Origin of the sequence: Albimonas pacifica (assembly GCF_900113695.1) — a bacterium.
Classification (GTDB): Bacteria; Pseudomonadota; Alphaproteobacteria; order Rhodobacterales; family Rhodobacteraceae; genus Albimonas; species Albimonas pacifica.
On record NZ_FOQH01000004.1, the window covers coordinates 439,723 to 456,099 of the forward strand.

The window sequence follows — 16,377 nt, forward strand, 5'->3', positions numbered from 1 at the left end:
GATCGCGTTTCACCCGAACCCACCTTTCCGGTCAATCGACTTGGCCGGGCCCCTGCGCCCTACCGGCAAGGTTGTAGCAATTGCGCCACAAGACGGACGGCCTTCGGCGGGCCAAAGGCTTGCAAGGCGGCCTTCAGGGCGATGGAGGGCCGCGCGGCTCGCGCCCCGCGCGCGTTCCTGCATTCGCTTTGCATCGCTGCCGTGCAGCGTTTACAGATTGGCGCCGAGCAGGAAGGGCCCCGCGCGGGCCCCGATCCAAAGAGCATGAAGGCCGTCTCGACGGCGGATGAATCAGGTCCAAGGCCGACACGCATGAAACTCAGCGTCCGAATCCTCTCGGTGGTCGCGGCTGCGGCGCTTCTGGCCGCCTGCGAGAACGCCCAGCCCCCGGCGGAGCCCGTCGACCCCTTCGACTCCCAGAACTTCCGCACCCGGCCCGAGGGGTCGATCATGGACATCTTCTCCGGCGGCCCGGACAACCAGGCGCTGGACGGCGGGGCGATCCCGGTGAACGCCTACCTGTGGCGCGCCTCGCTCGACACGCTGGAGTTCCTGCCGCTGACCTCGACCGATCCGTTCTCGGGCGTCATCGTCACCGACTGGTCGACCAACGCCGCCACCCCGAACGAGCGCTTCAAGGTCACCGTCTACATCGACAGCCCCAAGCTGGAGGCGACCGCGCTGCGCGTCGCCGTCTACCGCGAGCTGCAGGGCCAGGGCGGCGCCTGGACCTCCGCCGAGGTCTCCGACGCCACGCCCCGGCGGATCGAGGACGCGATCCTGACCCGCGCCCGGCAGCTGCGCGTCGCGGCCCTGCAGGCCGAGGAAGGCTGAGCGCGCGCGGGCCCGCGGGTCCCGCGCATTGAAAACCCCGTCCCGGCGCCCTAGACGGATCGCGACCGTTGCGCGCCGGGGCCCTGCGTCCCCAGGCGCGCCAGGATTTCTTCGCCGGGGACGAGAATGACCACGCGTTACGATCACAGCGCGGCCGAAGCGAAATGGCGCAAGGCCTGGGCCGAGGCCGACCTGTTCCGCGCGAAGGTCGATCACGACAAGCCGAAATACTACGTGCTGGAGATGTTCCCCTATCCCTCGGGGAAGATCCACATGGGCCACGTGCGCAACTACGTCATGGGCGACGTGGTGGCGCGCTACAAGATGGCGAAGGGCTTCAACGTCCTGCACCCGATGGGCTGGGACGCCTTCGGCATGCCCGCCGAGAACGCGGCGATGGAGCGGGGCATCCACCCCGGCGAGTGGACCTACGCCAACATCGCCACGATGAAGGAGCAGCTGGCCCCGATGGGTCTGTCGCTCGACTGGACGCGGGAGTTCGCGACCTGCGATCCCGAGTACTACGCCCAGCAGCAGGCCCTGTTCCTCGACTTCCTCGAGGCGGGCCTCGTCTACCGCCGCAAGTCGGTGGTGAACTGGGATCCGGTCGACATGACCGTGCTCGCGAACGAGCAGGTCGAGAACGGCCGCGGCTGGCGCTCCGGCGCGCCGGTGGAGCGGCGCGAGCTGGTGCAGTGGTTCTTCAAAATCACCGCCTTCTCGGACGACCTGCTCTCGGCCATCGACGGGCTGGACCAGTGGCCCGACAAGGTCCGCCTGATGCAGCGCAACTGGATCGGCAAGTCGGAGGGCCTGCAGTTCACCTGGAAGACCCACGGCGCGCCCGAGGGATTCGAGGCGCTGGAGGTCTACACCACCCGCCCCGACACGATCTTCGGCGCGGGCTTCTGCGCCATCGCCGCCGACCACCCGCTGGCCCGCAGGCTCGCCGAGGACGACCCGAAGGTCGCCGCCTTCTGCGACGAGTGCCGCAAGGGCGGCACCTCGGAGGAAGAGATCCAGAAGGCCCCCAAGCTCGGCCTCGACACCGGCATCACCGTCGACCACCCGTTCGACGGCCGCAAGCTGCCGGTCTGGATCGCGAACTTCATCCTGATGGACTACGGCACCGGCGCGATCTTCGGCTGCGCCGCCCATGACCAGCGCGACCTCGACTTCGCCCGCAAGTTCGACCTGGCGGTGATCCCCGTCGTTGCGCCCTCGGACGCCGACCCGGCGACCTTCCAGGTCGACGACGAGGCCTATCTGGGCCCGGGCCGGATCATCAACTCCGACTTCCTCGACGGCATGACCATCGAGCAGGCCAAGGCCGAGGTCGGCCGCCGCATGGAGGAAGCCGGCCAGGGCGAGCGCAAGACCAACTACCGCCTGCGCGACTGGGGCGTCAGCCGCCAGCGCTACTGGGGCTGCCCGATCCCGGTGGTCCATTGCGGAAGATGCGGCACCGTCCCGGAGAAGAAGGAGAACCTGCCGGTTCGCCTGCCCGACGACGTCGACATCTCCAAGCCCGGCAACCCGCTGGACCGGCACCCGACCTGGCGCAACGTCCCGTGCCCCGTCTGCGGCGCGCCCGCCCGGCGCGAGACGGACACGATGGACACGTTCGTCGATTCCTCGTGGTATTTCGCCCGCTTCACCGCCCCCCGGGCGAAGACGCCGACGGACCTCGAGGCCGCCAGCTACTGGATGAACGTCGACCAGTATATCGGCGGCGTCGAGCATGCGATCCTGCACCTGCTCTATTCCCGCTTCTTCGCCCGCGCGATGGCGAAGACCGGCCACCTGCCCGAGAGCGCGATCGAGCCGTTCACCGCGCTCTTCACCCAGGGCATGGTCTGCCACGAGACCTACCAGGGCCCTGACGGCAAGTGGCTGAGCCCCGACGAGATCAAGCCCGCCGACGGCGGGTTCACGACGCTCGACGGCCAGCCGGTGACGGTCGGGCCGTCCATCAAGATGTCGAAGTCGAAGAAGAACGTGGTCGCCCCCGACGACGTCTTCGAGAAATACGGCGCCGACACCGCCCGCTGGTTCATCATGTCCGACAGCCCGCCGGAGCGGGACGTCGAATGGACCGCCGCCGGGGCCGAGGCCGCCTCGCGCTTCCTGCAGCGCGTCTGGCGCCTGCGCTCGGAGGCCTCGCTGGCGGCCCCCGGGACGCCCGAGCCGGCCGAGTGGACCCCGGAGGCGCTGGCGATCCGCCAGGCCGCCCACAGGGCCGTGCAAGGCGTCTCCGACGATATCGAGGGCTTCGCCTTCAACAAGTCGATCGCCCGCCTCTACGAGCTGGTCGGCGCCCTGTCGAAGGCCGAGGCCGCGCCCGACATGCCGCTGGCCCTGCGCGAGGCCTACGGCATCCTCGCCCGCCTGATGTCGCCCTTCGTCCCCCACTTCGCCGAGGAGCTCTGGTCCTCGCTGGGCGAGACCGGCCTGCTGACCGGCGCGCCCTGGCCCGTGGCCGACCCGGCGCTGCTGGTGGACGACACCGTGCTGATGCCGGTGCAGGTCAACGGCAAGCGGCGCGCCGAGATCCGCGTCGCCAAGGACGCCTCCAAGGAGGCGATCGAGGCGATGGCGCTGGCCGAAGAGTCCGTGAAGAAGCATCTTGGCGAGGCCGGCCCCCGCAAGGTCATCGTCGTGCCCGGACGGATCGTGAATGTCGTCGCCTGATCGCCGCCTCATCCTCCGCGCCGGCCTCGGGCTGGGCGCGGGCCTCGCCCTCTCGGCCTGCGGCTTCCGCCCGGCGCTGAAGGCGGGAACCGAGCAGCGGGCCCTGCGCGGCGACGTGGCCCTGTCGGTCCCCGAGGGCCGGCTGGGCTTCGCCCTGCGCGAGGCGCTGGAGGGCCGCCTGGGCCGCCCCGAGGGGGCCCCGGCCTACCTGCTGACCGCGGATCTGGTGATGGCCGACTCCGGCCTCGCCATCACTCAGGACAGCTCGATCACCCGCTACGTGGTCACCGGCACCTCCCGCTGGGCGCTGACCGGCCCCGAGGGCTTCCGCCCCATCGAGGGGGTGTCCGAGGGCATGTCCGCCTATTCCGCCACCGCCTCGCTGTTCGCCACCCGCCAGGCGCGGCGCGACACCGAATCCCGCGTGGCCCGCGAGCTGGGAGAGCGGATCTGGACCCGAATCCTCGCCGAGCTGGAAGCGCGGGCCTGAGGCCATGAAGGTGCCCGCCGCCCGCGTCCGCGCCTTCGCCGACCGGCCGGACGCCCGCACCGCCGGGGCTCTGATCTTCGGCGACGACGCGCTGGAGGTCGACCAGCTGCGCCTGCGCCTCTCCGCGGTCTTCCTGAAGGCCGCCGGCGAGGGCGCCGAGATCACCCGCATGACCGCGGACGAGGCGCGCCGCGACCCCGCCTCGCTGACCGACGCGGTGCGCGCCGGCGGCCTCTTCGGCGGCCAGCCCGTGGTGCTGATCGACGGCGCCGCCGACGGCTCGGCCGACGCCCTGCGCATCGCCTGCGAGGAGCTGGAGCCCGAGACGGGCCGCCTGATCGTCACCGCCGGCCGCCTCAACGCCCGCTCCAAGCTGCGCAAGCTGTTCGAGGACGCGCCGAACCTCGCCGCCCTCGCCGTCTACCCCCGCGCCCTGGACGCCGAGGGCATCGCCGCCCTGCTGTCCGAGGCCGGCAACCCGCCCCTCTCCGCCCCCGCCATGGACGCGCTGGTGGCCTTCGCCGCCATCGCGGAGCCGGCGGAGGTGCGCGGCGTGATATCCTCCCTCGCGCTCTATGCCGTGAACGCCCCCGCGCCGCTGGAGGCCGCCGAGGTCCAGGCCCTGCTCCCCGCCGCCGTCGAGGGCGATGCGGACGCCGTGGCGGACGCCACGGTGGCCCGCCGGCCGGGCGACGCGCTCGCCGCCTACGCCCGCGTGGCCGGCAAGGGCGGCGGCCCGGGCGGCGTCGCCATGGCGCTCGGGCGGGCCTTCCGCCAGCTCCACGCGCTCGCCGCCGCCCCCGACGGACCCGAGGCGGCGATGGCCCGCATGCGCCCCCCGATCTTCGGCCCCCGCCGCGACGCGCTGGCGCGGGCCGCGCGGCAGTGGAAGGGCATGGCGCTGGAGCGGGCGCTGGAACACATCCTCGACGCCGAACTCTCGCTTCGCGCCACCAACGAGATCCCGGATCGCGCGTTGGTGGAACGCCTGGTGGTCCGCCTCAGCACCCTGCGCTGACCACCGAAACCACGACGCCCCGGGCAGGACCCGGGGCGCTGTCTTCCGTAGAGTAAGCTGCGCTCAGCGCGTGATCGCCTGGCAGATCTTGTCGAGCTGATCGAGGTCCGCATAGGCGATCCGAAGCTCCCCCCCGCTCTCGCCCTTGTGCTCGATGCGCACCTTCATGCCGAGGTTCGCCGACAGGTCCGCCTCCAGCGCCACGGTGTCCGCATCCTTGCGCGGCGCGGGCGGCGCCTTGCGGGCCGGCGCGGCCTTGGCGTTGCGCACCAGCGCCTCGGTTTCGCGGACCGAGAGGCCGCGGCGGATCACCTGCTCAGCCAGCGCCGCGGGATCGTCGGCCACCACCAGCGCCCGGGCGTGACCAGCGCTCAGCCGCCCCTCCTCCAGGTGCTTGAGCACCGAGACCGGCAGGGTCAGCAGCCTCAGCGCGTTGGCGATGTGGCTGCGCGACTTGCCCACGATGGCGCCCAGACGCTCCTGCGTGTGACTGAACTCGTCGATCAGGCGCGAGTAGCCCCGCGCCTCCTCGACCGGGGTCAGGTCCGCGCGCTGGATGTTCTCGACGATGGCGAATTCCAGCACCGTCGCGTCGTCCAGCTCGCGCACCACCGCGGGCAGCTCATGGAGCTGGGCGCGCTGGGCGGCGCGCCAGCGACGCTCGCCCGCGACGATCTCATAGCCCTCGCCGGAGGGGTGCGGGCGCAGGATCAGCGGCTGGATCACCCCATGCTCGCGGATCGAGGCGGCCAGCTCCTCGATCTCCTCCTCGCCGAACCGGCGGCGCGGCTGGTCGGGGTTGGGGCGGATCAGGTCGATGGCGATGGCCTCGGCCGCGGCCTTCGCCTCGCCCTTCTCGACCTCCTCGAGGTCGCCCATCAGCGCGGACAGGCCGCGCCCCAGTCCTCTGCCCTGCTGTTTCTTCATGGTTTTTCCTTTGCCCTCAACAGGATGCCTCAAGCCGCCGCGCGGGCCCCGCGCTCCAGCAGCTCCCGCGCCAGCGCCCGGTAGGCGAGGCTCCCGGTGGAATTCGAGTCGTAGACGATGGCCGGCAGCGCATAGCTCGGCGCCTCGCTGAGCCGCACGTTGCGCGGGATCACCGTGCGATAGACCACGTCGCCCAGGTTCGCCCGCACGTCACGCGCCACCAGGTCCGAGAGGTTGTTGCGCCGGTCGTACATGGTCAGCACCACGCCCTCGATCGCCAGCCCCGGGTTCAGCCCGCGCCGGATCTCCTTGATCGTGGTCAGGAGCTGGCTGAGCCCCTCCATCGCGAAGAACTCGCACTGCAACGGGACCAGCACGGCGTCCGCGGCCGCCATCGCATTCACCGTCAGCAGGTTCAGCGAGGGCGGGCAGTCGATGACGATGTAATCCCAGTCCGCCAGCAGCCCGGGATCGCGCAGCGAGCGCTGCAGCCGCCGGGCCCGGCTGGGATCGTCGACCAGCTCGACGTCCGCCGAGGCCAGGTCTCCGGTAGCCGGGATCACGCTGAGGTTCGCCTGCGCGGTCGGCTGCACAAGTCCCGCGGCCTCTTCCTGGCCGACGAGCAGGTCGTAGGAACTGCGTTCCCGTCGCGCCGCCTCGATCCCCAGCCCGGTCGAGGCGTTGCCCTGCGGGTCGAGGTCGACGATCAGCACCCGCCGGCCCTGTTCGGCCAGCGCGGCGGCGAGATTGATGGTGGTCGTCGTCTTTCCGACGCCGCCCTTCTGGTTGGCGACGGCGAGGATGCGGCGTCGAGCGCCGTCAGGTCCGGTGGAGGGGGCCACGCGAGAACTCCTGTATCTCCAGAATGACGGCGTCAGGATCCGTCCCGGAGGGGTGAGCGCGGTGTCGAATATGCCAATTCGCAGCCGCCTCGGTCAATTCTCCAGCGGCCCCTGCGCCCTTGGGAAACAGGCAGATCGTCTCCGGTCCGGCCAGGGGCACGGCGAATCCCAGCAGTTTGTCCAGCGAGGCGAGCGCGCGGGCGGAAATCACATCGCGCGGGCCTGGCTCCACCGCCTCGATCCGGCGGGCGAGCACGCGCAGCTTCACCCCCATCTCGCCCGCCGCCGTGCTGAGAAAGGCGCATTTGCGCACGTCGCTTTCGACCAGCGTCAGGTCCAGCGCGGGGTTCTTCTCGGCCGCGATGGCCCCGATCACCAACCCCGGAAAGCCGCCGCCGGAGCCGAGGTCGATCCAGCTCCGCGCCTGCGGCGGCGCCAGCGCATAGAGCTGCGCCGAATCCGCAATATGGCGGGTCCACACCGCTTGGACCGTGCCGCGGGCGACGAGGTTGATCTTGGGGTTCCATTTGGCGAGCAGGGCGGCCAGAACCTCCAGCCGCCCGCGTGTTTCACGTGAAACACCGTAGGGGGCGAGCGCCGCCTCCGCCCCGGTCATGCGCCCGCAACCTGCGCGGCGCCCGCGCGATCCAGCCGGCGGGCATGGATCAGCAGCAGCGTGAGGGCGGCGGGGGTCATGCCCTCGATCCGCCCAGCCTGGCCCAGGGTCGCCGGGCGAATGCGCGCCAGCTTGCCACGCAGCTCGTTCGACAGCCCCGCGATGGCGTCGAAATCGAGGTCCCGGGGGAGGACCTGCGCCTCCTCCCGCCGCAGATCGGCGATGTCGCGGGCCTGACGCTCCTCGTATCGAGCGTAACGAGCGTCGATCTCGACCTGGCGAGCGATGGGCTCCGGCAGCGCCGCCAGCTCCGGCCAGATGCGGGCGAGGGCGCCAAGGCTCTCCTCTCCATGTGCGAGCAACTGCAAGGCGGTGCGGTGCTGGCCGTCCTGGGAGACGCCGATGCCATGGGCGCGGGCCTCGGTCGGCGTCAGGCTGAGGGAGTCGCCCAGGGTCCGGGCCGCCTCCAGCGCATCCAGCTTGCGGGCGAAGGCTTCGGCGCGCGTCGCCCCCACGCAGCCGGCCGCGAGGCCCTTTGGCGTCAGGCGCTGGTCCGCGTTGTCGGCGCGCAGCGTCAGACGGTACTCGGCGCGGGAGGTGAACATGCGGTAGGGCTCGGCCACGCCCCGCGTCACCAGGTCGTCGATCATCACGCCCAGGTAGCCCTCGGCCCGGTCGAAAATCACCGGCGCCTCGTCCGCCGCAAGCCGGGCCGCGTTCAGGCCGGCCACGAGACCCTGCGCGCCGGCCTCCTCATAGCCGGTCGTGCCGTTGATCTGGCCCGCCAGGAACAGACCCGGCACGTCCTTCACCGCCAGCGTCGCGGTAAGTGCGCGTGGATCGACGTAATCGTACTCGATGGCATAGCCGGGCTGGAGGATCACGACGCGCTCCAGCCCCGGGATCGAGCGGACGTAGTCATGCTGAACCTCCTCGGGCAGCGAGGTCGAGATGCCGTTCGGGTAGACGGTCGCGTCGTCCAGCCCTTCCGGCTCGAGGAACACCTGGTGGGAGGTCTTCTCGGCGAAGCGCACCACCTTGTCCTCGATCGAGGGGCAGTAGCGGGGCCCGACGCCCTCGATATGCCCACCGTACATGGCGGAGCGCGAAAGGTTCGCGCGGATGATCTCGTGCGTCCGCTCGGTGGTGCGGGTGATGTGGCAAGGGACCTGGCGGGCCTCCGGCGCGCGGGAGAGGAAGGAGAAGACCTCCGGGCTCTCGTCTCCGGGCTGCTCCTCGAGCTGCGTCCAGTCAATCGTGCGGCCGTCGAGGCGCGGCGGCGTGCCAGTCTTGAGACGGCCGAGGGGCAGGGCGAACTCGTCGATCCGGCGGGCGAGCCGGACGGAGGCTTCGTCGCCCATCCGCCCGCCCTCGATCCGTCGCTCGCCGATGTGGATGACCCCGCGCAGGAAGGTGCCCGTGGTCAGAACGACCGCCGCGGCGGCGAGCTCGGTCCCGTCGGCGAGCACCACGCCGGTCACGGCGCCTCCGGACATCCGCAGGTCGACCGCCTCGCCGGGGATCAGGGTCAGGCCCTGGCGCGCGGTCAGCGCCTCGCGGATCGCCTTGCGGTAGAGCTTCCGGTCGCACTGCGCCCGCGGGCCCTGAACCGCGGGGCCCTTGCGGCGGTTCAGCAGGCGGAACTGGATGCCGGCGCGGTCGGCGGCGCGGCCCATCAGCCCGTCCAGCGCGTCGATCTCGCGGACCAGGTGGCCCTTGCCGAGGCCGCCGATCGCCGGGTTGCAGGACATCTCGCCCAGTCGAGCGAGGTCGTGCGTGACAAGGGCGACCGCGGCGCCGGTGCGGGCGGCCGCGTCGGCGGCCTCGGCGCCGGCATGGCCGCCGCCGATCACGATGACGTCGAAGCGGTGTTTCACGTGAAACGCTCCCGGCCGTGTCCCAGAGGGGCGCCCGGCGGAGTCATTTCCCCAGGCAGAACTCGGCGAAGATATCGTCCAGAACGCGCTCGGCATCAACCCGGCCCAGGAGGATCTCCAGCGCGCGGGTGGAAAGGCGCAATTCCTCCGCCGCCACGTCCAGCGCCTCCTCCCCACGGGCGAGCCAACGGGCGGCGGCGGAGAGGTGGGTCGCGCCCTCCTCCAGCGCTCGCCGATGCCGGGCCCGGACCACGGAGGAGGCGCCGGCCGCCCGCTCGGCGAGCCGATCGCCGATGGCGGCGGTCAGCACCTCGACCCCGTCGCCCGTGGCAGCTGAGATCCGCAGGTCGGCCCGGACCGGCGCGCCGGGAAGGTCGGACTTGCTGGCGACGAGAAGGTCGTCGGGCTGCAAGAGGTCGCCCGGCGGCCCCTCGCCGCCGGGGGCCTGGAGGAAGATGCGCAGGTCCGCGTCCTCGGCCCGGCGGCGGGCGCGGGCGACGCCCATCGCCTCGACCGGGTCCTGGGTCTCGCGCAATCCGGCGGTGTCCAGCAGGGTCACGGGGAGTCCGGCGAGGTCCATGTGGACTTCGATCACATCGCGGGTGGTGCCGGCGATCTCCGAGGTCAGGGCCGCGTCGCGGCGTGCCAGGGCATTGAGAAGCGTGGATTTTCCGGCGTTCGGGGCGCCGATCAGCGCCACTTCGAACCCGTCGCGGATGCGCTCGGCGGCGGCGGCGCCGGCCAGCGCCTCGGCGATCTCGGCGGAGACGGAGGCGATCAGGGCCGAGACCTCAGGGGTCACGTCCGTCGGAACCTCCTCGTCGGCGAAGTCCATCACCGCCTCGACCAGCGCGCGGGCCCGGATCAGGCGCTTTCGCCAGCCGGCGGCGGCGTCGCCGAGCGCACCGCGCATCGAGCGCAGGGCCTGGCGGCGCTGCGCCTCGGTCTCCGCCCCGACGAGGTCGGCGAGGCCCTCGGCCTCCAGCAGGTCGATGCGGCCGGCCTCGAGCGCACGGCGGGTGAACTCTCCGGGTTCTGCAAGGCGCAGCCCGGGCAGGGCGCCCAGCGCGTTCAGCAGGGCGGAGACCGTCGCCGGTCCGCCATGTCCCTGAATTTCAAAAGTGTCCTCGCCGGTGAAGGACGCGCCGGCGGCGAAACGGATCACCAGCGCCTGATCGAGGAGCTCGCCCCCGCAGGACAGGTCCCGCAGCACCGCGCGTCGCGGTTCGGGCAGGTCTCCGGCGAGGGACAGGAGGGCGGCGTCCGCCGCAGGCCCCGAGACGCGGATCACCGCGATGGCGGCGCGGCCCCGACCGGTGGCCGGGGCGAAGATCGTGTCGCGGGGGGGAGGGACGGGGGGCATGAGCCCCCGTCAGGCGTTCATCGAGTCGAAGAACTCGGAGTTCGTCTTGGTCTGCTTCAGTTTGCCGAGCAGGAACTCGATCGCGTCGGCCGGGCCCATCGGGTTGAGGATGCGGCGCAGGACGAAGACCTTCGCCAGCTCCGACTTCTCGACCAGCAGGTCCTCCTTGCGGGTGCCCGACTTGAGGATGTCGATGGCCGGGTAGACGCGCTTGTCGGAGACCTTGCGGTCGAGCACGATCTCGGAGTTGCCGGTGCCCTTGAACTCCTCGAAGATCACCTCGTCCATGCGGCTGCCGGTGTCGATCAGCGCGGTGGCGATGATGGTCAGCGAGCCGCCTTCCTCGATGTTGCGCGCCGCGCCGAAGAAACGCTTGGGGCGCTGCAGGGCGTTGGCGTCGACGCCGCCGGTCAGCACCTTGCCCGAGGAGGGCACGACGGTGTTGTAGGCGCGGCCGAGGCGGGTGATCGAGTCCAGCAGGATGACCACGTCGCGGCCATGCTCGGTCAGGCGCTTGGCCTTCTCGATCACCATCTCGGAGACGGCGACGTGGCGCGTCGCGGGCTCGTCGAAGGTGGAGGCGACGACCTCGCCCTTCACCGAGCGCTGCATGTCCGTGACCTCCTCCGGCCGCTCGTCGATGAGCAGCACGATCAGGTAGACCTCGGGGTGGTTCTTCTCGATCGAGTTGGCGATGTTCTGCAGGATCACGGTCTTACCCGTGCGCGGCGGCGCCACGATCAGGCAGCGCTGGCCCTTGCCGATCGGGCTGACCAGGTCGATGACCCGCGCCGTCTTGTCCTTGATGGTGGGATCCTCGATCTCCATCTTCAGGCGCTGATCGGGATAGAGCGGCGTCAGGTTGTCGAAGTGAACCTTGTGACGCGCGTTCTCGGGATCGTCGAAGTTGAGCTTGTTGACCTTCACCAGGGCGAAGTAGCGCTCGCCCTCTTTCGGCGCGCGGATCAGACCTTCGACGGTGTCGCCGGTGCGCAGAGCGAATTTGCGGATCTGGTTGGGGGAAACGTAGATGTCGTCGGGACCGGGGAGGTAGTTCGCCTCGGGGCTGCGCAGGAAGCCGAACCCGTCCTGAAGCACTTCGAGCACGCCGTCGCCCGAGATCTCCACATCGCGGTCCGCCAGTTCCTTGAGGATGGCGAACATCATGTCCTGGCGGCGCAGGGTGGAGGCGCCCTCCACCTCCAGCTCTTCCGCGAAGGTGAGCAATGCGGTGGGAGACTTCGCCTTGAGCTCGGCGAGCTTCAGTTCTGAGATATCCATCTGGCGCCTGTGTGAGCCCGCTGATCGAACAAAAAGTGGGTGCCGGCGGGATAGGGGGGAAGGTGCGGGCGCGCTGAACGCGCGCCACGGTTGCAGCGTCATACGCGCAACCGATGTGAAATGTCAAACGACCTTCACGTGATGCAGCTTCTTTTCGCCGCCGGAGAGCGGGACGGCCGGGGAGTGGAGCCCTTCAGAAGGGCTCCACGATCGCCATGATGACGATGCCGACCATCAGGACGGCCGGGATCTCGTTCACCATCCGGAAGAAGCGGCCGGACCTGCGGGCAGGGTCGACGGCGAGCTCCTTCCGCCAGCGTGCGCACAGCATGTGGTAGACGGTCAGCAGGATCACAAGGGTCAGCTTCACATGCAGCCAGCCCGCCGTGGCCAGGACGTCGAAGCCGAGCGCCGTCAGCGTCAGCAGCCCGAACAACCAGGAGGAGATCATCGCGGGATTCATGATCCCGCGAAGCAGCTTGCGCTCCATCACCTCGAAGGTCGCGGCCTGTGGAGAACCCTGTGGAGCCGTCTCGGCGTGATATACGTAGAGCCTTGGCAGATAGAGCAAAGCGGCCATCCACGCGATGACGGAAATCACGTGGACAGCTTTCCACCAGGCGTAGTTCACCACGATCCAGTCCATCATCGCGTTCAACCCCTGATTGCATCCAGCAGGACGTGGACGTTTTCAGGGTCCGCGTCGGGCGTGATGCCGTGCCCGAGGTTGAACACGTGCGGCCCGCCGGCGAGATCGTCGCGGATCCGGCGCGCGGCGGCCTTCAGCGGCTCGCCGCCGGCCACCATCAGCAGCGGATCGAGGTTCCCCTGCACGCAGACACGGGGCTGGAGCCGCTCGGCGGCCCATTTCGTGGGAACATGCTGGTCGATGGCGACGCAATCGGCGCCGCAGGCGGCCGTGAAACCCTCGAGCCAGGCGCCCGCGCCCCGCGGGAACGCGATCACCGGCAGACCGGGGAAGCGGGATTTCAACTCCGCGGCGATCTTGCGGTTCGGCTCCAGGCACACCCGCTCGAAATCCAGCGCGCTGAGCGAGCCGGCCCAGCTGTCGAAGAGCTTCACGGCCTCGGCGCCGGCCTCCACCTGCCGGGCCAGATACTCGATGGTCGCGTCGGTGATGCGGTCGAGCAGCGCCTGGAAGGCCTCGGGCTGCTCGAGCATCATCTTGCGGGCCGGCTCCTGGCTGGGCGTGCCGCGCCCGGCGATCATGTAGGTCGCCACGGTCCACGGGGCGCCCGCGAAGCCGATCAGCGCGACCTCGGGGGGGAGCGCTTCGGCAAGGATCCTCACCGTCTCATAGACGGGTCCCACGGTCTCGTGGATCGCCTCGGTGGGGCGCAGGGCGGCGACGTCGGCCATGGTTCCCACGGTCGACAGGCGCGGGCCCTCGCCCTGCACGAAGCTCAGGTCGGCCCCGAGGCCCTGGGGAACCAGGAGGATGTCCGCGAACAGGATCGCCGCGTCGAAGCCGAAGCGGCGGATCGGCTGCAGCGTGACCTCGGCCGCGAGTTCGGGCGTGTAGCAGAGGTCCAGGAACGAGCCGGCCTTTTCGCGCGTCGCCCGATACTCGGGCAGATAGCGCCCCGCCTGGCGCATGAGCCAGACGGGGGGGACCGGGAGGGTCTCGCCGGCCAGCGCGCGGAGCAGCGGTTTCGCGTGTGGGCTCATGGGACCTCGAACAAGGAAGAAGGGTAGATAGGATGTGGTTAGGTGTTGGGCGGTGGATAACGGGGATCACCGCTCAGCGCGAGGGAATCCACAACTTAATCCACGGTTATCGACATCCATCCCCAGCCCGGGAAAACTGTTTGGGGACAATGTTCACAAATCTGCCGTATTTTCACGTAGCGATATCAGTAGTTTGCGAGCGTCTCTTGCGGCGGGGACTCCGATCCGTTCCGGAACGTTCCGCAGCCTGTGAAAGACGCCGAAGTTATCCACAGGCTCTGTGAGGAATCCTCGGAGTCGGTTTCCACAGTTGGATGGAATGGCGAGTTATACCGCAGGGTCTGAGGCGCCGGCGCCACAACCCCCGTTTGGAGCCGGTTATCCCCGACATCCCCCCTTATCCCCATACGTACCCCTCCCTAGAGTGCCTTCAAAACCGAATGTTCACCAATGAGGGAGGGGCGGTCCGAGGTGACGCAGCGGTCGGCTCGTCACGTTCTGCACCTTCTGTCGGATTCGACGGGAGAGACGGTGTCGGCCGCGGCCGGCGCCGTGATCAGCCAGTTCGAGGGGCTGGAGCTGACCCGGCGCATCCACGTCTTCGCCCGCTCGCGGCGCGAGATCGACCAGGCGCTCGACGCCATCGCGGCCGAGCCGGGGCTGGTCGCCTACACGCTGCTCGACGAGAAGCTCGCCGATCATCTGCGCGCGGGCTGCGAGCGGATCGGGGTGCCAGCCGTCGCCCTGCTCGACCCGTTCTTCCGCGCCCTGACCGACTATGTCGGCGCCCAGCGGGGCAAGAAGCGGCCCGGGCGGCAGCACGACGTGGACCTGAGCTATTTCGACCGCGTCTCGGCCATCGACTACGCCATGGCCCATGACGACGGCGCGACCTCCGACCGGCTGAAGAAGGCGGACGTGATCCTGGTGGGGGTCTCGCGCACCTCCAAGACGCCGACCTGCCTCTATCTCGCGGTGCGCGGCGTGAAGGCGGCGAACGTGCCGCTGGTGCCCGGCGCCTCGCTGCCCAAGGGGCTCGAGGCCGCCATCGCCCAGGGCATCCCGACCGTGGGCCTGATCGCCTCGCCCTCGCGGCTGGTGCAGGTGCGCGGCCAGCGGCTGGAGGCGATCGGCGCCGCGCCGGGCATGAACTCCGACGCCTACGCCGACCCCGAGCGGGTGCGCGAGGAAGTCTCTCAGGCGCGCCTGCTGTTCGACCGGCTGGGCCTGCCGGTGATCGACGTCACCCGGCGCTCGATCGAGGAGACCGCCGCCTCGATCCTCGCCATCCTCCGCGCCCATGGCGAGAGCCCTTCATGACCGACCCCCTCGTCCTCGCCTCCGCCAGCACGGCCCGCGCCGAGATGCTGCGCGCCGCCGGGGTGGAGATAGAGATCCTCCCCGCCCGCATCGACGAGGAGGAAATCCGCCTCGCCTTCCGCGCCGAGGGCGCCAGCGCGCGCGACCTCGCCGATGCGCTGGCCGAGCTGAAGGCGAAGAAGATCTCCGCGAAGCTCCCCGGCGCGCTGGTGCTGGGGGCCGACCAGACGCTGGCGGCGGGCGAGGCGCAGTTCGACAAGCCCCGCGACCGGGCCGAGGCGCGCGCGCAGCTCCTGACGTTGCGGGGGCGCACGCACCATCTCCACTCGGCCGCGGTCATCGCACTGGACGGCAAGCCGATCTTCCGTCATGTCGGGACCGCGCGGCTTTCGATGCGTCCATTCTCCGACAGGTTTGTCGACGACTATCTCGAGCGTCTGGGCGATGCCGTCCTGACCACGGTCGGCGGCTATCACCTGGAGGGGCTGGGGGCGCAGCTTTTCGCCCGCGTGGACGGCGATCACTTCACGGTCCGGGGGCTGCCTTTGCTGGAGGTCCTGGGCTTTCTGCGGGCGAGAGGGCGTCTGATCGAATGAGTGCGAACCGACTGCCGCTCGCCGGGGTTCTGGGCTGGCCGATCGCGCATTCGCGCTCGCCGCGGCTGCATCGCCACTGGCTCGCCCGCTACGGGATCGAGGGCGATTACATCACCCTGGGCGTCGAGCCCCGCGACTTCGAGGCCGCCTTCCGCGCCCTGCCCCTGCTGGGATTCCGGGGCGTGAACGTCACCATCCCCCACAAGGAGACGGTGCTGCGGCTGGCGACCAAGGTGTCGGACCGCGCGGCCCTGATCGGGGCGGCCAACACGATCACCTTCCGCGAGGACGGCTCGATCTACGCCGACAACACCGACGGCTACGGGTTCCTCGAGAACCTGCGCGCCGGGGCGGCCGGCTGGAAGGCCTCCGAGGGGCCGGCGCTGGTGCTTGGGGCTGGGGGAGCTTCCCGCGCGATCATCTCGGCGCTGCTGTCGGACGGCGCGCCGGAGATCCGGCTGGCGAACCGCACGCGCTCGCGCGCAGAGTTCCTTGCGGGAGAGTTCGGCGGCCGGGTGAAGGTCGTCGACTGGCTGCATATCGAGGACGCGCTCGACGGGGTGGCGACGGTGGTCAACACCACCTCGCTGGGCATGACCGGCCAGCCGCCGCTGCAGATCTCGCTGAAGCGCGCGCCCAAGACCGCGCTGGTCAACGACATCGTCTATTCCCCCCTGATGACCCCCCTGCTGGAGGAGGCGCAGAGCCGCCGGATGCGCTGGGTCGACGGCATCGGGATGCTGCTGCATCAGGGCCGTCCGGGATTCGAGGCCTGGTTCGGCGTGGCGCCGGAGGTCGACGCCGACCTGCGCGCGGCCGTGCTGGCGGAGTGA

15 protein-coding genes are annotated in these 16,377 nt (G+C 70.4%); 7 read left to right on the forward strand and 8 right to left on the reverse strand.

The features are described from left to right. Positions 1–312: 312 nt before the first annotated feature. From BM064_RS27415 to BM064_RS10375, 4 genes are all read left to right on the forward strand, one after another. On the forward strand, positions 313–834 hold the full coding sequence (locus BM064_RS27415; protein ID WP_177236206.1) for a DUF3576 domain-containing protein: 522 nt from the start codon (positions 313–315) through the stop codon (positions 832–834). A 126-nt stretch (positions 835–960) separates the two neighbouring features. Beyond that, on the forward strand, positions 961–3,525 hold the full coding sequence (gene leuS / locus BM064_RS10365; RefSeq protein WP_092859685.1) for a leucine--tRNA ligase: 2,565 nt from the start codon (positions 961–963) through the stop codon (positions 3,523–3,525). Then, positions 3,512–4,015 (forward strand): LPS assembly lipoprotein LptE, encoded by a 504-nt coding sequence (lptE, locus tag BM064_RS10370; protein ID WP_092859686.1) that lies wholly within the window; start codon positions 3,512–3,514, stop codon positions 4,013–4,015. The genes leuS and lptE overlap by 14 nt, the downstream gene beginning before the upstream one ends. A gap of 4 nt (positions 4,016–4,019) precedes the next feature. Continuing rightward, the gene (locus BM064_RS10375) at positions 4,020–5,033 is read left to right on the forward strand and encodes a DNA polymerase III subunit delta (RefSeq protein ID WP_092859687.1); all 1,014 of its coding nucleotides are present in this window, start codon (positions 4,020–4,022) and stop codon (positions 5,031–5,033) included. A gap of 63 nt (positions 5,034–5,096) precedes the next feature. Here BM064_RS10375 and BM064_RS10380 read toward each other — a convergent pair whose 3' ends face one another. The 8 genes from BM064_RS10380 to hemE all read right to left on the reverse strand — a co-directional run bounded on the left by BM064_RS10380 (position 5,097) and on the right by hemE (position 13,628). Beyond that, positions 5,097–5,960, reverse strand: a complete 864-nt coding sequence (locus BM064_RS10380; protein ID WP_092859688.1) for a ParB/RepB/Spo0J family partition protein — start codon at positions 5,958–5,960, stop codon at positions 5,097–5,099. A 29-nt stretch (positions 5,961–5,989) separates the two neighbouring features. Beyond that, positions 5,990–6,802: a ParA family protein gene (locus BM064_RS10385; protein ID WP_092859689.1), complete on the reverse strand. Its 813-nt coding sequence runs from the start codon at positions 6,800–6,802 to the stop codon at positions 5,990–5,992. Then, a complete protein-coding gene (rsmG, locus tag BM064_RS10390) occupies positions 6,780–7,418 on the reverse strand; it encodes a 16S rRNA (guanine(527)-N(7))-methyltransferase RsmG (RefSeq protein WP_092859690.1) in 639 nt (212 codons plus the stop codon). The genes BM064_RS10385 and rsmG overlap by 23 nt, the downstream gene beginning before the upstream one ends. After that, positions 7,415–9,295, reverse strand: coding sequence for a tRNA uridine-5-carboxymethylaminomethyl(34) synthesis enzyme MnmG (gene mnmG, locus BM064_RS10395; RefSeq protein ID WP_245779115.1), 1,881 nt, complete (start codon positions 9,293–9,295; stop codon positions 7,415–7,417). Before mnmG ends, rsmG begins: the two co-directional genes overlap by 4 nt. Positions 9,296–9,338: 43 nt before the next feature. Continuing rightward, positions 9,339–10,658 (reverse strand): tRNA uridine-5-carboxymethylaminomethyl(34) synthesis GTPase MnmE, encoded by a 1,320-nt coding sequence (mnmE, locus tag BM064_RS10400; RefSeq protein ID WP_092859692.1) that lies wholly within the window; start codon positions 10,656–10,658, stop codon positions 9,339–9,341. 9 nt (positions 10,659–10,667) lie between these two features. Then, complete coding sequence (rho, locus tag BM064_RS10405; RefSeq protein WP_092859693.1) at positions 10,668–11,939, reverse strand: transcription termination factor Rho; 1,272 nt, start codon at positions 11,937–11,939, stop codon at positions 10,668–10,670. A gap of 193 nt (positions 11,940–12,132) precedes the next feature. Beyond that, positions 12,133–12,588 carry a protoporphyrinogen oxidase HemJ gene (gene hemJ / locus BM064_RS10410; RefSeq protein ID WP_092859694.1) on the reverse strand — a complete coding sequence of 152 codons (456 nt, stop codon included), beginning with the start codon at positions 12,586–12,588 and terminating at the stop codon, positions 12,133–12,135. Positions 12,589–12,593: 5 nt separating this feature from the next. Beyond that, entirely contained in the window at positions 12,594–13,628 is a 1,035-nt protein-coding gene (gene hemE, locus BM064_RS10415; RefSeq protein ID WP_092859695.1) for a uroporphyrinogen decarboxylase, read from the reverse strand. Positions 13,629–14,078: 450 nt separating this feature from the next. Here hemE and BM064_RS10420 point away from each other — a divergent pair, with 450 nt between their 5' ends. From BM064_RS10420 to BM064_RS10430, 3 genes are read left to right on the forward strand one after another with little or no spacing between them, the layout of a single operon-like run. Beyond that, positions 14,079–14,948, forward strand: coding sequence for a pyruvate, water dikinase regulatory protein (locus BM064_RS10420; protein WP_092859696.1), 870 nt, complete (start codon positions 14,079–14,081; stop codon positions 14,946–14,948). Continuing rightward, positions 14,945–15,544, forward strand: coding sequence for a Maf family protein (locus BM064_RS10425; RefSeq protein WP_092859697.1), 600 nt, complete (start codon positions 14,945–14,947; stop codon positions 15,542–15,544). Before BM064_RS10420 ends, BM064_RS10425 begins: the two co-directional genes overlap by 4 nt. Further along, a complete protein-coding gene (locus tag BM064_RS10430; RefSeq protein WP_092859698.1) occupies positions 15,541–16,377 on the forward strand; it encodes a shikimate dehydrogenase in 837 nt (278 codons plus the stop codon). The genes BM064_RS10425 and BM064_RS10430 overlap by 4 nt, the downstream gene beginning before the upstream one ends.

What these genes read in the sequence shown, in the direction of transcription:
- rho (WP_092859693.1), bottom strand. Translation starts at nt 11,939, where the DNA reads ATGGATATCTCAGAACTGAAGCTCGCCGAGCTCAAGGCGAAGTCTCCC.
- leuS (WP_092859685.1), top strand. Translation starts at nt 961, where the DNA reads ATGACCACGCGTTACGATCACAGCGCGGCCGAAGCGAAATGGCGCAAG.
- lptE (WP_092859686.1), top strand. Translation starts at nt 3,512, where the DNA reads ATGTCGTCGCCTGATCGCCGCCTCATCCTCCGCGCCGGCCTCGGGCTG.
- BM064_RS10375 (WP_092859687.1), top strand. Translation starts at nt 4,020, where the DNA reads ATGAAGGTGCCCGCCGCCCGCGTCCGCGCCTTCGCCGACCGGCCGGAC.
- hemJ (WP_092859694.1), bottom strand. Translation starts at nt 12,588, where the DNA reads ATGATGGACTGGATCGTGGTGAACTACGCCTGGTGGAAAGCTGTCCAC.
- hemE (WP_092859695.1), bottom strand. Translation starts at nt 13,628, where the DNA reads ATGAGCCCACACGCGAAACCGCTGCTCCGCGCGCTGGCCGGCGAGACC.
- rsmG (WP_092859690.1), bottom strand. Translation starts at nt 7,418, where the DNA reads ATGACCGGGGCGGAGGCGGCGCTCGCCCCCTACGGTGTTTCACGTGAA.
- BM064_RS10425 (WP_092859697.1), top strand. Translation starts at nt 14,945, where the DNA reads ATGACCGACCCCCTCGTCCTCGCCTCCGCCAGCACGGCCCGCGCCGAG.
- BM064_RS10420 (WP_092859696.1), top strand. Translation starts at nt 14,079, where the DNA reads ATGAGGGAGGGGCGGTCCGAGGTGACGCAGCGGTCGGCTCGTCACGTT.
- mnmE (WP_092859692.1), bottom strand. Translation starts at nt 10,658, where the DNA reads ATGCCCCCCGTCCCTCCCCCCCGCGACACGATCTTCGCCCCGGCCACC.
- BM064_RS27415 (WP_177236206.1), top strand. Translation starts at nt 313, where the DNA reads ATGAAACTCAGCGTCCGAATCCTCTCGGTGGTCGCGGCTGCGGCGCTT.
- BM064_RS10380 (WP_092859688.1), bottom strand. Translation starts at nt 5,960, where the DNA reads ATGAAGAAACAGCAGGGCAGAGGACTGGGGCGCGGCCTGTCCGCGCTG.
- BM064_RS10430 (WP_092859698.1), top strand. Translation starts at nt 15,541, where the DNA reads ATGAGTGCGAACCGACTGCCGCTCGCCGGGGTTCTGGGCTGGCCGATC.